Origin of the sequence: Thalassobaculum fulvum (genome assembly GCF_014652915.1) — a bacterium.
Classification (GTDB): domain Bacteria; phylum Pseudomonadota; class Alphaproteobacteria; order Thalassobaculales; family Thalassobaculaceae; genus Thalassobaculum_A; species Thalassobaculum_A fulvum.
The window spans coordinates 412,226-426,405 of sequence record NZ_BMZS01000004.1 but is presented as its reverse complement, the minus strand read 5'-3'; the positions used below and the strand labels follow the sequence as shown (position 1 = coordinate 426,405).

General features: G+C 67.2%; 18 protein-coding genes. 4 read left to right on the top strand and 14 right to left on the bottom strand.

Features of this window, described 5'->3' with window-relative positions; translation table 11 throughout:
* Positions 1–53: 53 nt before the first annotated feature.
* From IE246_RS11325 to IE246_RS11300, 6 genes are all read right to left on the bottom strand, one after another.
* Positions 54–797 carry a hypothetical protein gene (locus IE246_RS11325; protein ID WP_189989448.1) on the bottom strand — a complete coding sequence of 248 codons (744 nt, stop codon included), beginning with the start codon at positions 795–797 and terminating at the stop codon, positions 54–56.
* The gene (locus tag IE246_RS11320) at positions 790–1,320 is read right to left on the bottom strand and encodes a hypothetical protein (protein ID WP_189989446.1); all 531 of its coding nucleotides are present in this window, start codon (positions 1,318–1,320) and stop codon (positions 790–792) included. Before IE246_RS11320 ends, IE246_RS11325 begins: the two co-directional genes overlap by 8 nt.
* A 472-nt stretch (positions 1,321–1,792) precedes the next feature.
* Positions 1,793–2,719: a DUF6615 family protein gene (locus tag IE246_RS11315; protein ID WP_308434488.1), complete on the bottom strand. Its 927-nt coding sequence runs from the start codon at positions 2,717–2,719 to the stop codon at positions 1,793–1,795.
* Between the two features lie 291 nt (positions 2,720–3,010).
* Positions 3,011–3,688 carry a hypothetical protein gene (locus IE246_RS11310; RefSeq protein ID WP_189989443.1) on the bottom strand — a complete coding sequence of 226 codons (678 nt, stop codon included), beginning with the start codon at positions 3,686–3,688 and terminating at the stop codon, positions 3,011–3,013.
* Between the two features lie 97 nt (positions 3,689–3,785).
* On the bottom strand, positions 3,786–4,211 hold the full coding sequence (locus IE246_RS11305) for a type II toxin-antitoxin system VapC family toxin (protein WP_189989441.1): 426 nt from the start codon (positions 4,209–4,211) through the stop codon (positions 3,786–3,788).
* Positions 4,211–4,555 carry a type II toxin-antitoxin system Phd/YefM family antitoxin gene (locus IE246_RS11300; protein WP_308434487.1) on the bottom strand — a complete coding sequence of 115 codons (345 nt, stop codon included), beginning with the start codon at positions 4,553–4,555 and terminating at the stop codon, positions 4,211–4,213. The genes IE246_RS11305 and IE246_RS11300 overlap by 1 nt, the downstream gene beginning before the upstream one ends.
* A gap of 53 nt (positions 4,556–4,608) precedes the next feature.
* On the opposite strand from IE246_RS11300, the gene IE246_RS11295 reads away from it, so the two are divergent.
* Complete coding sequence (locus tag IE246_RS11295; protein ID WP_189989438.1) at positions 4,609–5,766, top strand: glutaredoxin family protein; 1,158 nt, start codon at positions 4,609–4,611, stop codon at positions 5,764–5,766.
* A gap of 9 nt (positions 5,767–5,775) precedes the next feature.
* On the opposite strand, the gene alkB is transcribed toward IE246_RS11295, so the two are convergent.
* From alkB to IE246_RS11265, 6 genes are all read right to left on the bottom strand, one after another.
* The gene (gene alkB / locus IE246_RS11290) at positions 5,776–6,426 is read right to left on the bottom strand and encodes a DNA oxidative demethylase AlkB (RefSeq protein ID WP_189989436.1); all 651 of its coding nucleotides are present in this window, start codon (positions 6,424–6,426) and stop codon (positions 5,776–5,778) included.
* The gene (locus IE246_RS11285) at positions 6,423–7,055 is read right to left on the bottom strand and encodes a hypothetical protein (protein ID WP_189989434.1); all 633 of its coding nucleotides are present in this window, start codon (positions 7,053–7,055) and stop codon (positions 6,423–6,425) included. Before IE246_RS11285 ends, alkB begins: the two co-directional genes overlap by 4 nt.
* Before the next feature lie 2 nt (positions 7,056–7,057).
* Positions 7,058–7,879, bottom strand: coding sequence for a DUF72 domain-containing protein (locus IE246_RS11280; RefSeq protein ID WP_229836901.1), 822 nt, complete (start codon positions 7,877–7,879; stop codon positions 7,058–7,060).
* Positions 7,880–8,036: 157 nt separating this feature from the next.
* Entirely contained in the window at positions 8,037–8,684 is a 648-nt protein-coding gene (locus tag IE246_RS11275) for a helix-turn-helix transcriptional regulator (RefSeq protein ID WP_189989432.1), read from the bottom strand.
* A 258-nt stretch (positions 8,685–8,942) separates the two neighbouring features.
* Positions 8,943–9,836, bottom strand: coding sequence for a hypothetical protein (locus IE246_RS11270; RefSeq protein WP_189989430.1), 894 nt, complete (start codon positions 9,834–9,836; stop codon positions 8,943–8,945).
* 11 nt (positions 9,837–9,847) lie between these two features.
* Positions 9,848–10,063, bottom strand: a complete 216-nt coding sequence (locus IE246_RS11265) for a DUF3126 family protein (protein ID WP_189989429.1) — start codon at positions 10,061–10,063, stop codon at positions 9,848–9,850.
* A gap of 150 nt (positions 10,064–10,213) precedes the next feature.
* Between IE246_RS11265 and IE246_RS11260 the strand changes: the two genes are divergently transcribed.
* Both IE246_RS11260 and IE246_RS11255 read left to right on the top strand, forming a co-directional pair.
* The gene (locus tag IE246_RS11260; protein WP_189989427.1) at positions 10,214–11,185 is read left to right on the top strand and encodes a nucleoside hydrolase; all 972 of its coding nucleotides are present in this window, start codon (positions 10,214–10,216) and stop codon (positions 11,183–11,185) included.
* Between the two features lie 31 nt (positions 11,186–11,216).
* Complete coding sequence (locus IE246_RS11255) at positions 11,217–12,077, top strand: hypothetical protein (RefSeq protein ID WP_189989424.1); 861 nt, start codon at positions 11,217–11,219, stop codon at positions 12,075–12,077.
* Positions 12,078–12,084: 7 nt separating this feature from the next.
* Here the strand turns inward: IE246_RS11255 and IE246_RS11250 are convergent, their stop codons facing one another.
* Positions 12,085–12,492, bottom strand: coding sequence for a hypothetical protein (locus IE246_RS11250; RefSeq protein ID WP_189989422.1), 408 nt, complete (start codon positions 12,490–12,492; stop codon positions 12,085–12,087).
* Between the two features lie 138 nt (positions 12,493–12,630).
* On the opposite strand from IE246_RS11250, the gene IE246_RS11245 reads away from it, so the two are divergent.
* A complete protein-coding gene (locus tag IE246_RS11245; RefSeq protein ID WP_189989420.1) occupies positions 12,631–13,254 on the top strand; it encodes a LysE family translocator in 624 nt (207 codons plus the stop codon).
* Positions 13,255–13,285: 31 nt separating this feature from the next.
* On the opposite strand, the gene IE246_RS11240 is transcribed toward IE246_RS11245, so the two are convergent.
* On the bottom strand, positions 13,286–14,176 hold the full coding sequence (locus IE246_RS11240) for a CAP domain-containing protein (protein ID WP_189989418.1): 891 nt from the start codon (positions 14,174–14,176) through the stop codon (positions 13,286–13,288).
* Positions 14,177–14,180: the final 4 nt, after the last annotated feature.

Below are 14,180 nucleotides of genomic sequence, written 5' to 3'. Positions count from 1 at the left end.
GATGCGGAATTTCTTGGCGTTGAGCTTGTTGTATTCTGCGCTTGAACGATGATCTAAGAAGATCGGGCCTTAATTTCCTTAATGGCGGCTGCGTGCCCTGCCTGTGTAAGGCGGTATCCTGATTTCACATCACCATGAGTGAGCTTTTCGGCATGCAGATCGCGAAGTCGATTCCGAACCGAGCTTGAACTCCGACGGCTGAGGCTCTTGATCACGTCTCCCACAGGCACTACGTCGGGATAATGACTATGGAGGAGTATGAGTAGCTCCACTCTCACGGGAACATCGGCATGAACGATACGGGTGCCGTCGATCTCCTCCACGAGCGTGCCCACGGGAGCTTGAACAAGTTTAATCAATGCCCCTGCTTCCTGCATCGAGACGCCCGTTGCGTGACGCAGTAGTTCGGCTGTAATCCAAGCAGCTGCCTCGTGGGTGAATACCAGATCATGCGTGTTTGTGTCGACATCGTTCTTGTGGGCGATGTTCTTCTTGTTTCGAAATGTATAGATCGCACGTGCTACCCTAGCAGCGCAGATGCGAAGCCCTTCCGATAATGCTGTTCCTTCTACTTTTCTTGATAGATACTCGTCGACCGTGGGTTTTGCGTCGTACTTGCCTGAGTCGATGTATTGTAGGCATTGAACGAATGTCTCGACGAACTTACCGGCGGTAGCGCGCTCCAGATTTTGAGTGGCGCAGTCGTGTCTGATTTTCACGAGGCTGGCGGACAAATCAGCCGCTAGCGTCGTTCCAAGAAGACTGGCGAGTGCGTTTGCCAAGCGGGTTTCATTCATTGATCAGTTCTTCGACACGTTTAATCCCCTCATGACTAACCTTGTAGAGCTTGCGCGCTTGGCGGCTATTACCGCTCTTCCTGATTTGGAGAATCAGCATCGGCTTCTGGTTTTTCACCGAGTCGATCGCATCCGTGATATTTGCGACCTTGTGGCCCAGATTCGTTAGTTCCTTGTTAGCCGATGCTCCGGTGAAGCTTTCGGTACCTTGACACACTTGAAGCCAATAGCCCGCAACAAGGGCCTTTTCGCCATTACTCTGAGGGTCGGCAGCGGCATACAACTCGGCGAACGTCGAGAAGGTCGGGTCCTTCGTCGTGGCCTCGCTCGACGATTCCGTGGTCTCGGGGCTCACGCGGTCCGCCGGCCTCCCGCTCATTCGGCTGCTGGAAGCCATTATATCGAGGCCGAGCAGACTGGTCACATAAGTCAGCACCCTGGTCCTCGCTTCGACGTCAAGGGGGGCTAGGGCATCATGTATGATCTTGATTGCATTGAGTTCAGTTGTCGCGCTGTCGCTCATGACTCAAGTGTCCTGGTAATTTATTGTCACATTATATCGAAACATGAGCGAATGTAAAGCCGATGGTCGTTCGGACGGACCGCCTCAGGCTTCTGTGGCTTGAGAGGGGGTTTTTGAGACTGGATTTGGTGGAGCCGCTATGTCAGATGCTCAAGGACGAGGTCCACGCACTCGGATGCGAACTCGGCCTGTCGGTGTGGCTGGTCGGCCGACGCCCGTTCGCCCCGAAGGGGCTATAATGATAAATAGCTTTGGCAGTTGGCTCTCGGTCGGATCTCTGTCACGTCCCCAGTTCAGAGTCTCTGCGGACGGGCTGAATGCGGCCTTGGCCGTCTTGTCGTTGTGATCCAAGTGCGCGCGCGTTTGGTGCAGTTCAGTTGTCAACACTCAACGACGGCGCGCCGCTGACCTCAAGCAGGGGGTACCCAGGGGCAGGTTACGAAGAGTGACGTGTGGCGAGCAGCAGAATAGTCTACTTCTCTTTCGGTTCGGAGATTAGCAGGATGCGAGGCCGTCTTGCCTTCACCTTGATGATCCGCTCGTCTCGTCGCTCGATCGCCGTGCGAATAATCGCCGGAAGACGTGTTTCCCCGGAGTCGCGGTCGTGCCCACCGTGGCGTTGTTGGGCGTGAGTATCTACTGGTGCGCGTGGGGAGCTAGGCAAGGTCCGCTGCTGCGCCTCGGTTTCGACATCCAGAGTCCGAGTGTACGTCGGGAAGCCGCTACGCTTCTCAATCGCTTCTTCGACAGCAGCGCGTGATACAGAGGGTAACGGGAAATGCGTGTCGTCAGACTGTTGCTGCGGAGGGCAGAGTATCGTCGCGAGGGGGAAGAAAAGTGGTTGCAGTGCTCCGATCCGCTTAAGTGGCAATCGCTTCGGTTTCACTCTTACGATCGCTTTGATGTATTCGCGGACCTCCCAACCGCTTGCCAACTCGATGCCGGATACGGTGCCGCCCGAGGCCGTGCATACATGGGCCGGATTGTAGAAGGCGTAGAGTGGAATGGTCGGTAGAAGCTCACGGCCCAGGTTACCCACGAGTTTCTGGGATTGGACGCCGCTATTATGCGGGTGAGCTAGTTCAGTGTAGGAGCCTATCGGCCAGTTATGATGATGAGGGGTTAAACGTTTCGCCTGAATCCGAAATTGGACCGCGTTACTGCTGGTAGGTTCAACTACGATTATATCGAAGTCACCGCCAGTCGTAGCTTCAGGCGGGGTCATGACCACTACTTGGTTGCCCGGCAGAGATAATAGCGAGGCGATCAAAATGTCCGTGATGCTGTCCTCACGAAAGCGGCGTTTCAGGTGTTGTTCGATATCCAGAAACTCCGCGATCATCGCGGGTAGCCGGGTGGCAAGGTCGCAAGGCGACTTGAATATCGGCGCTACAGACACGTTGTTTCCCTCATCAACTTCACGCCCTGGCTCGCGATACAGTTTGTATCATGCGCATGCTACCCGCGGTGCGCTGCGACGTACGCTGAAATCCCCTGCAGCGAGATACACGTCCTCCGTGAACCAAAGGCAAGTAGGGTATCTAGAGGGGAATTTCGGAATGACGCAGCCTATAGGTCAATCAATGAAATGGAGCGCTGCCGATTTAATAAGCTTACAATGGTCTAGAGTGTGATGGTCAGTCGCGGAGCGAACGAGTGTTGGGTGGATCGTAAAGAGTTGTTTAGGTTGTTATTTTTGCGGTCCTAAATGTGGTGGGACCGTCACGATCTCGCCCCTCTCCGAGTCGAAGGTTACCAGTACCGTGCCGCCGATGGGTCGGTGATCGAGCAGACGATCGATCGTCGTTTGGTCCAGTACACCCGCATGAATGTCTCGAATCAAATTAAGGAAGGTTTCGACTCCGCGCTGTCCAGCGTCCGGGTCAATGTCAGTCCGCAGAATTAGTTTGAAGTGGAGACCCGGTACAACCTCGCCGGTTACCGAGTAGGCAAGTGAGAAGCCCGATGAGCTATCCTTGCCGGACGTGCTGACTTTTGTAATTCCAATTGTCGACGATCGGTGAAATAGGCGCTTAGCGACGCGTTTGAGCTTATCATAGTGGTCCTCGCCAAGTTTCGCGAGGAAGCCGTTGAAGTACCCAGCAGCAATGAAGATCATCACAGCGCTCGGGAGGTACAACTCAAGGCCCGCGAATGGACCAAATGGCATACGTCTTACAGCAAGAGGTAAACCGGGTGCTTCGAGGTCCGTTTCCACGTCCTCCTCGATATCGACGGGTAGAAAATCAGCGACCATGACACCGATGATGGGCCGCCCGGCGGTTGCCTTGGTTTGGTCGATTGTCGGCTCAACCATCGGGTCGTCATCCTGTAGATCAGCGCGCCAGTCGGTGCTCTGGGCCGACATTGCCAATTCACCCAAGACAATGGGGTCGTTTTGAGCGGCGGTCTAGTAACCCGGCATTGGCGCCTTGCGGCCGACACGCGGCAGGCATCGACCCCGGTCACTCGAGCAGTCTCGTCGGTACGCCAATCACCGGCCCGGCCTCGGCCAGGCGGTGGTTGAGCGTGTGCACGACAGCGCCGTGTTCCGACGCGGTCGCGAGGTGCAGGGCGTCGCCGGCGCGGAGCCCGAGTGCGTGCTGGTCGACGAACTTCGCCGCCGTCCGGAAGTGGGCGCCCGTCACCGGCAGCACGGACAGGCTCTCGGCGATCAGCTTGTTGAACATCGCGAGAGCCGCCGCGCGCTGGGCCAGCGTGATCTGGCCGGTCCGCAGCTTGATCGCCAGGGCGGACGACATCTCGGTTACGGTCCAGTCGCTGATCAGCAGTTGCGCCGCGTCCTGCTCCGCCAGCCAGTCCTGGACCCGCGGGGTCATCGCTTCGTTGGAAAGCGCCGCGACGATCAGCGACGTGTCGAGATAGATCATCAGTAGCGGTCGCCGTCCCGCATCGATCGCACCAGATCGGCGGCGTCGGGGGCTTGCGGGGGCATGGAGGCTGTCACGGACCGGAGTTGTGCCGCGTCGATCGGCTTGCGCGGCCTGGACAGGGCCGTGAGCCTCGCGACCGCCTTGCCGCGCCGGGTGATGTCGATCGAGTCGCCCGCTTCGACCCGGTCGACCAACTCGCTCAGATGGGCCTTCGCTTCGGCCAGACTGACGGCATCCATGTGGCGCTCCTGACCATGTAGATGGTCATATTGCGACTGGCGGCCGTTGTTATCAACGGTAAGATTGCACCGACCGCAGGCCTGACGCTTGAGGCGGATCAACCCGTCGGGGCTCCAGGCACGCTACTCTGGCGACCCGCTCGACGAAGGGTCGCATGCTCCGTCTCGCCGCGCTCACGCCGTTCCGGTTCCGGATTGCCGTCGTCGTGCTGCTGGCGGCCGCGTTCGCATTGCTGCAGGTCGCCGATCGCACCGCACCGCCGGCCGCCGCGCCGGCCTGGGAGCGGGGCGACCGGCTGCACGTGTTCTTCCATCCCGACTGCCCGCACTGCCACCGGGCCATCGCGTTCCTGGCCGGCCAGACGGACCTCGCCTACGACCTGCACGACACCGCGACCGCTTCCGGCCACGCCCTGCTGCTGGCCGCCGCCCGGTCGTTCGGGGTGCCGGACGACGAGCTCGGCGTGCCGATGTTCGTGCGCGGCGACCGCTACCTGATCGGGTTCGAGAGCGCCGGGGCGACCGGCCCGGCGCTGCGGGCGCTGGCGACCGGCAGCCTCGCCGGTTCCGGCCCGCCGGGCGAGGCCGCGGAACTGCGGCTGCCGCTGCTCGGCACCATCGACCCGGCGCGTTACTCGCTGCCGCTGCTGACCGTCGTCATGGGGCTCGCCGACGGCTTCAACCCGTGCGCCATGTGGGTGCTGGTCTACCTGATCTCGCTGATCGCCGGGCTGCAGGACCGCGCCAAGATCTGGTGGCTGGTCGGTACGTTCGTGGTCGCCTCCGGGGCGATCTACTTCCTGCTGATGACCGCCTGGCTGAACGCCTTCATGGTGCTCGGCTACATCCGGCCGCTGACCCAGTTGGTCGGGCTGACCGCCATCGGCTTCGGCGCCGACCACCTGTACCGGCTGGCGGTCAGCCGCGGCGTGATCGTCTGCGAGGTCGGCGACTTCGAGAGCCGGCAGCGCACCATGCGGTGGGCCCGCCGGGTCGTGCTGGCCCCCGTCGGTCTCGTCAGCCTGGTGCTGATGGTCGGGCTGGCGTTCACCGTCAACGCCATCGAGTTCGCCTGCTCGGCGGCACTGCCGGCCGTCTACGCCCACACGCTCGCGCTGACCGGGCTCCCGCCGCTCGCCCATTACGGCTACATCGCGCTGTACGTGGCGTTCTTCATGCTCGACGACCTGGTGGTGTTCGGCCTCGCGGCGTTCGCCGTGCAGAAGGCCGTCGACACCCGCTACGCCGCGTTCAGCCGCGGTGCCGGCGGCGCGGTCCTGCTGGGGCTCGGGCTCTGGATGCTGTTGCGCTGAGAGCGGCGGTCAGAGCGCCTTGCGGAGCGTCAGGTTGATCCGCGTCCGGCCGGTCGCCGGATGCTCGCCGTCCTTCAGGGCCAGAACGCCGTGGAAGAACAGCCGCGACGGGCCGCCCCAGACCACCACGTCGCCGTGGCGCAGCGCCACCTTGCGCACCGGGTCGGCGCGCTTCTGGCCGCCGAACTGGAAGGTCGCCGGCAGGCCGAGCGACACCGAGACGATCGGCTGGCCGAAGTCGCGCTCGTCGCGGTCCTGGTGCAGCGACAGCCGGGCCCCCGGCTCGTAGCGGTTGATCAGGCAGGCGTCCGGCACGAAGCCCGGGAACCCGGCTTCGGCCGCCGCCGCGGCGGCGAGGCGCAGGAACGCCGAGGGCATCGCCGGCCAGGGCTTGCCGGTCTCCGGATCGGTCGGGGAATAGCGGTAGCCCTTGCGGTCGGTTACCCAGCCGGCGGTCCCGCAATTGGTCATGGCGACCGACATCCGGAAGCCGCCGGGGGTCACCATGCGCCGGAACGGGGCCTCGGCCGCGACCGCATCGACCGCCGCCAGCAGGTCGTCCTGCAGCGCCAGCGCCCGGCCGTGCAGCACCACCGCGCCCGGGGCCAGGTCCTCGCGTGCCGGTCCGAGGGGCTCGGTGTCGCCGAACAGGTCGGTCATGGACCGATCCCCGCAGCGGCCGCGCTCGGGTGCAGGACCGGGCGGTAGCCGGCAGCAAGGGCGGCGACGGTGGAGGGCGGGGTGATCATCGCCTGACAGATGGGGAGCGGGTCGGCCGGCCGGTAGCCCGCGGGGCTCCAGCGCAACAGCCGGCCGCGGTTGACCAGAAACGCCTCGCCGTCGGCCGCGACCATGGTGCCGTCGGGCAGCTCGCCGAGCGACCGGGGCAGGGGATGCCGCCGCTTGGCCCGGCGCTCCAGCCGCTCGGCGTGCAGCGTCGCGTCCATGACCGGGGCGAGCGGGCGCGCGATGCCGTTGCCGGCGGCCCAGGCGTCGCGAAACCGCACGGCGTCGGCGCGCCGGCAGTAGAAGCAGGGCCGGTGTCCGGCGGCCAGCGCGGTCGCCTCGTCGAGGAAGAACAGCTCGGTCCAGCCGCGCTGGGCCATGACTTCGCGCCTGCGGCCGCGAAACTCGCAGACGCAGGTGATCCAGGCCTTGGTGGTCCAGCGCCGGTTCAGCAGGGTGCGGGTCGCCGGGTCGTGGATGATGCCGCGGTTGCCGGTGAACAGGCCGCGCTCCGGCACCGCCACGATCTCGCCGAACGGCGTCACCCGGTTCTGCAGCGGCACGGTCAGCCGATCCGCTCGATCAGCGCCTGCGCGGCCGCCGGATTGCCGACCTTGTGGCCGCTGATGACGTACAGGAACACGTCGCGCGGACGCCGCTCGGCCGCCGGTCCCACGGTCTCCAGCCCTTCCGCCATGCCGCCGGCCGCCCAGATGCGCGCCCGTTCGGCCCAGCGGTCGAGGGCCGCCGGGGAATAGCCGAGCGGCTCGCCCTCGCTGGTCCCCATGATGCGGGCATACACGAAGTCGGCGGTCGGGTCGGCGATGGTCGGGTAGTCGCTGTCGCCGGCCACCACGATCGCCACGCCGTACCGGCGGGCCAGGTCGATCACCTCCGGGGTCTGGAAGCTGGGGTGCCGGACCTCGACGGCGTGGCGCAACGCCCGGCCCTCGACCGAGGCCGGCAGCAGCTTCAGGAAACCCTCGAAATCCTCCGGGTCGAACTTCTTGGTGGCGGCGAGCTGCCAGTTGATCGGCCCGAGCTTGTCCTTGAGCTCGAGCAGGCCGCCGGTCAGGAAGCGCTCGACCGAGGCGCCGGCCTCGGCCAGGACCTTGCGGTTGGTGGCGTAGCGCGGGCCCTTCAGCGAGAACACGAAGCCGTCCGGGGTCTCGTCGTGCCAGCGCGCGAAGCTCTCGGGCTTCTGCGAGCCGTAGAACGTGCCGTTCACCTCGATGCTGGTGAGCCGGCGGCCGGCGTACTCCAACTCGCGCTTGTGCGGCAGCCCGGCCGGATAGAACGGGCCGCGCCAGGGCTCGTACGTCCAGCCGCCTATTCCGATGCGAATGCCTTGCCCGATGCGAATGCCTGGCGTCGAGGGTTCCGACACGCCCTGGTCTCCTGCCGGTTGTGCTCTATCGGGGTCACTCTACGGGACCGGCGCCCCGGCCGCACTCCGGCGCTTGCGCCGAGACCGCCGGAATCGAACGGCTGCTGACAGGATGCCGTCAGCAGCCGTTCCGTTGCCCGTCGGCGCGGTTGGTGCACTACCGGGCGTCCAGCGGATCGAAGTCCAGCTGCTTGGCGGCCTGCACGATGGCCTGGGTGATCGTCGCGAAGCCGTACACGCTCCGGGCGTTGTCCAGATGATAGCGCACCGTCCGCTCGCTGATCCCGACGATGGCGGCGATATCGCCGTACGACTTGCCGGCCGCCGCCCAGCGTAGGCACTCGATCTGCTTCTGGTTGAGCGGCGTCGGCTCCGCGATCCGCTCGCATTCGCACTTGCCGTGGACCGTTTCCCGGTGGAGACGCCGGTAGAGCTCGGCCAGGAACCGCAGGTCCTCGGCACCGGCGGTGCCGTTCCCGGCGAGCCCGTCATGGGGGCGACGGGCGGAACGCTCGTGGCTCCCGCAGCATGGCCGCTTGGTTCCGTTCGACCAGGATGCGAGGTGGAGCGCATGGACCGAAGCCTCGCGGTCGTTCGTGGCGCTCCGGGCCGCGATCTCGCGAATCCCGTCGTGCGGGTCCCGGTCTTCACGGCGACGATGGTCGTCCGCTTCGAACCCGAGATCGAGAAACGCCCGATCCAGGATCCGGCTCGCTTGCGTTGCGTCCTTCGCGAGGCACAGTCGAGCGGCCCATCGCCGCGCCGGCGTGCTCACCTCGCTCGTCAGTTTCGACATCGCGTTCATAGCAGCCCCCTGCCGTTGTCGATCCCTTGCTAGGACTCTGTACATAGGCGGGTGTTGCAGTGATTTTTCGTTAATTCGCGGTAATAATTCGGTAATCCCGTGTTGAGGATCAAGTAACAAAAGTAGTTATCTTGACGATTATTGACTGCCCCAGGTGTTCGGCAGGAAGGCGGGCCGGGTGCAGGGAGAAGCGCGCCGCTTTGTGTTTCGGATGCGGCGATGGAGTCATCGGCACGACACGATCGAAGCGGAGGGCGGTCAGGCCACGGGCGCGCCGGCGTCGATCGGCCGGAAGTCGAGATGCGGGTACTGGACATACAGGCTGCGGACCAGGGCCCTGTCCTCGTCCGACAGGGTCGCGCCGTGCCCGGGACTCGAGTGCGCCTGGGCGGGCATTGCGGCCAGGCGTTCGGCGATCGATGCCCGGTCGACCGTCCGTCCGTGTTCCGCGAGCCTGTCGACGACGAAGCCGGGCCAGTCCTGCCGCACGTCCTCCCAGCGCTGCACCGTGCACCGGCCGTCGGTCTGGGCGGCCATCCAGGAGGCGTAGAAGTCGACGAGGTAGGAGGCCATGCGCAGCGTCTGGATCCGCCGCCGCTCTGCGGGTGACCGCGACGCGAGCTGATAGCCGGGAGCGACCGGGCGATCCGTGCGGTCGTCGGCGTAGCTGGCGATGGTATCGAAGATGTCGCGGACCAGCAGGATCGGCCGGACGCCGAGCAGGTCCAGGTAGGCTCGGACCCGGACCGAGGCGATGACGTGGCCGCGCACCAGCGTCTTCGGGCGGAACGCGCGGATCGCGGACATCCGGTCGAAGACCTGGTCGAAGCCGGCATTGGCGGAGTGCAGGGTGTCGCGCCGCAGCCCGAGTTCCTGGACGAGGATCGTCTCGGCGGCGGCGGTGGGGACCCGCGGGAAGGTGTTGACCAGGACCAGTGCTTCCGGGCACGACGCCGTCTGTACCAGCAGCGGCCCGGCGACCCCGCGGAGCGCGTCGGCCCACGGCTTGCACACGATGGTCCGTTCGAGCAGCTCGGCGTCCAGGATGATCGGGCGGCTCGCGAGCCGGCGCTTCAGCAGTTCGGCATAGGCCGCGGCGGACGGACCTTCGGCTGCGGCGCGCTCCTCGGCGATCAGGGCGCGAAGGTCCATTGTCTGCCGGATCAGACGTCCTCGAGGTCGATGTCCAGGATCGTCATCTGGAAGTGGAAGCAGGTCTCGCCTTCCTCAACGTCCTTGTAGATGACGCCAATGAACTCGTCCTCCAGCATCACCTCCACGGAGTCGGTCTTCTTGCCGCGCCGGACCAGGCCGATACGCGGGTTCGAGAAGCGCCGCCGCAGATAGTTCTGAACCTGGGCGATGTCGTTTGGCGTCACGGCCGTTCTCCCGGACTGTGTACAGGGACGGATGGGCTTATCGCATGGCCGACCGCCGACGCAACCGTGAAGGCGGTCGCCGGCTGCGGGGATGACGCGACCGGCCCGTGTCGATATGGTCGCTGGTCCACGGATTTTGGAGCCGTCCCGGTGAGCGACCAGAGCCCGCTTGCGCCGCGTCCCCTGCTGATCGACTGCGACCCCGGCATCGACGACGCGATCGCGCTGCTGCTGGCGTTCTCGGTCCCCGAGGCGTTGGAGGTGACCGGCGTTTCCACCGTCGCGGGCAACGTCTCGCTGGCCTCGACCTCGCGCAACGCCATGCGGGTGCGGGGGCTGGCCGGCCGGCCCGAGGTCCCGGTGTTCGCCGGCTGTCCGCGGCCGATGCTGGCGCAGCCGGTGTTCGCTGACCACGTCCACGGCGTCGACGGTCTGGGCGGCGTGGCGCTGCCGGGCGAGGCGGGCGGGCTGGCGGCCCGCCACGGGGTCGACGCGATCGTCGAGCAGGCGGCCGACCGGCCGGGCCTGGCGGTGGCCGCAGTCGGGCCGCTGACCAACCTCGCCGTCGCGCTGGTCAAGCGGCCCGAGGTGGCGTCGCGGATCGACACCCTGGTGGTCATGGGCGGCGGGCTGGAGCGCGGCAACGTCACCCCGGCGGCCGAGTTCAACGTGTTCTTCGATCCCGAGGCGGCGCGCACGGTGGTCGAATCCGGCCTGCGGCCGGTGCTGGTGCCGCTCGACGCGACCCATCGGGCGCCGGTGACCTTCGCGATGATCGACGAGTTGGCGGCCAGCGGCGAGGGGGTCGCGCCGGAGGCGGCGGCGCTGCTGCGGTCGTATCACGCCAATGTCGGGACCGACCGTCCGGGCGCCTACGTCCACGACGCCATGGCGCTGGCGGTGCTGGTCTGGCCCGAGCTGTTCGAGCGCCGGCCGGCCCGGCTGAGCGTGGTGACCGACGCCGGAGCCGAGCGCGGGCGGACCGTCGCCGATTTCGCCTCGGGCGAGCCGAACGCGGAGGTGGTCGTCGACCTTGACGCCGGGCGCTTCCTGGAGCGGCTGTTCGAACGCCTGCGGTCGTATCCTCGGCCGGCTCCGGCCGCCGGCACCATCCCCGCGTGACCGGTCGGCCGTTCCTTGCCATCCTGAGTTCATGCCGAGTACCGACACCTATCTGGCCCGGCTCGTCGTGCCCCTCGCCGTCACCGTCGCGGTGGCGGTGCTGGTCCGCCTGATCGGCGGGCGGAACGAGGCCGCGCGGATCGCCTCGGTCGCTGTCCCGGCCGGGATGATCGCCGGCTACGCCGTGCAGCCCGGCTGGCCCTGGACGCCGCCGACCGAGGCGATCGACAAGCTCGCCTGGCTGGCGCTCGGGGGCGGGCTCCTGGGGCTGGCGATCGACCTCGGGACCCGCGGCCGCATCCTGACCATCATGGCGGCCCTGGCGTGGCCGGCGGTCGGCATCGCCTGGCTCGGCGGGCCGGAGCTGCTGAACGGGCAGGACAGCAGCCTGTACCGGTTCGGCGAGGTGTCGCTGGTGCTCGGGCTGCTGCTCGCCAGGCTCGGCCAGCTTTCCGGCGACGGTCTTCAGGGCCCTGTCACCGCCGCCGTTGTTGCCGGCGGTGTCGCCTGTCTCGGCCTGGTGTCGGGTGCGCCGGAACTGGCGGCGATCGGGCTGCCGCTGGCCGCCTGCGGGCTCGGCTGGCTGGCGAGCAACTGGCCGCGGCGGCGGTTCGGCTTCGGGGCGGCCGGCCTGCTGGGCGGGTCCGGCGTGGCTCTGGTACTGGCCGGCAATGCGGCTCTGCTGACGCCGGCCAACGGTACGCTGGTGCTGCTGGCGCTGTCGGCCCTGCTGTTCCAGCCGGTGGTGCCGGCACTGGCGAGGCGGGTCCCGGCGCTCGCCAGCCCGGCGCTGCGGCCGCTGGCGACCGCCGTCGTCGTCGCGGTGCCGTCGGCCGTCGCGATCCTGATCGCCTGGCTGGTTCCAGGCCTGGTGCCTGCGCTGTACGGCTGAGGTTCCGCTAGGGACGCCAGCCGATGTCGATCGACGGGCCCGGCGCCACCACCAGCGGCTTCCGCGGCTCCGGCCACAGATAGTTCCAGGCGAGATACCCGGTGCCGCCCATCAGGGCGATCTGCACCGGCCAATGTGCGAGCCAGAGGGCGAACAGCGTGGCCCCGGTGGCACCGCCGGCGGACGCGCCGGCCACGGCGCCGACGCCGAGCGCGGCGGCGGTGGCACCGCCCGCGATCAGGGCGGTCTGCTCGCTGATATGCGCGCTCTCCAGGGTCTCCACCCAGGAGTCCGGCAGGACGCCGATCCGGTCGCTGTGATCGTGCGCGGCGGGATCGGGATGGCTGGCGGCACTTGTCCGGGCACCGCCGGCGACGAGAAGGATCAGGCTCAAGGCCAGGACGTACGCACGCATGGGACGGCTCTCGGCAATGGTGCGACGCCCCAAGGGTATCCGCAATCCGGCCGGTCCGGAACCTTTCTGCGGTCTTCGCGGCTGGTTTCCCGAGGGTGGTCTGGTCTAGCGTTGCAGCCGAACGCGCTGGAGAGCCCGATGTCCTTTGAGACCTGGATCGCCTTCACCGTCCTCGAGACCCTGCTCTGCCTGGTGCCGGGACCCGCCGTCCTGTTCGTCATGGGGCAGGGGCTGGTGCAGGGACCGCGCCCGGCGATCGCCGCGGGCCTCGGGATCCTGTCGGCCAACACCCTGTACTTTGCGGTGTCGGCGACCGGCCTCGGCGCCCTGCTGCTGGCGTCCTACGAGGTGTTCTTCGCGATCAAGTGGCTGGGCGTGGCCTACCTGCTGTGGATCGGCTTGCAGGCCTTGCTGGCCCGGCCGGAGGCGCTGGCGGTGGCACGGGCCAGGCCGGCGGGGGCCTGGCGGGTGCTGCGGCGCGGCTTTCTGGTGCAGGCGGCAAATCCCAAGTCGATCCTGTTCTTCGGGGCGCTGCTGCCGCAGTTCGTCGATCCGGCCGGCAACGTCGCGGCCCAGCTGCTGTTGCTCGGCCTGACCTCGGTGGCGGTCGAGTTCGTGGTGCTGGCGGCCTATGGCGGGCTCGCCGGGCGGCTACGGCGCTTCGCGACCCGGCCGGCGGTCGTGATGTGGTTCGACCGGGCGGCCGGCGGCCTGCTGATCGCCGCCGGCCTCGGCATGGCGGCGATCCGGCGCGGCGACTGACCGGCCGGTTCGCGGCCCCCTCCCGGGACACCTACCGGCGGGTGCCGAATACCGCCACCCAGACGTGGTTGAAGGTCTGCGGCGGCTTCCGGAGCGGTCCGGGCAGGTAGCCGATCCCGACCTCGCGAAGCGTCGGGTCGTACAGCACCCGGGCGTGGCCTGGGCTGTCGGTCCAGGCCTGGACCACCTGGTCCGGCGTCGCCTGACCGACCGCCAGGTTCTCGCCGATCTTGCGGAAGTCGTAGTGCCGGCCCTGGGCCCGGTCGGCGATGCTGCGGCCCTCCGGAGACCGGTGATCGAAGTAGCCGCGGGCCACCATGTCGCGCGCATGGTCCTGGGCGGCGGCGGTGAGGCCGGCGACCGGACTGACCGCTCCGATCCCGCGTTGGCCCCGTGCCCGGTTGATCGCCGCCAGCAGCCGGCCGCCGGGGTCGGCGACCGGCTGGAACCGGGTCTGCGCCAGGATCAGCAGCCAGGTGTGGGTGACGATCCTGCCGTCGGCGACCCGGTACGGGCCGGGCGTGTGCCCGATGCCGATCTCGCCGACGTCCGGGTCCAGCAAGGCCGCGACCGACGCGTCCTCGCCCAGCAGGCTCTCGAACAGCAGCCCGATGTCCGGATAGCCGGCGGTCAGCAGGGTCCGGCTGGCCGGCGGCACGTATCCTGCCCTGGCCATGCGCTCGCGCAGCGGCACCGTCCCGGACGCCTCCAGGTCGAAAGACCGGTGCCGGGCCAGGTCGGCCGCATGATCGCTCGCCGCCGCCGACAGTTCCCGGCGCTCGACCACCGGTCCCAGCCCGCGGTCGGCGCGCGCGGCGTTCAGGGTGGCGATGGCCGCACCGGTCGGGTCCTCGGCGGCGGCCGCCGGAACCGCGGCGGCCAGCGCCAGGACGAGCAGCAGCCGGGCGAGTCGCCGCACCATTTGC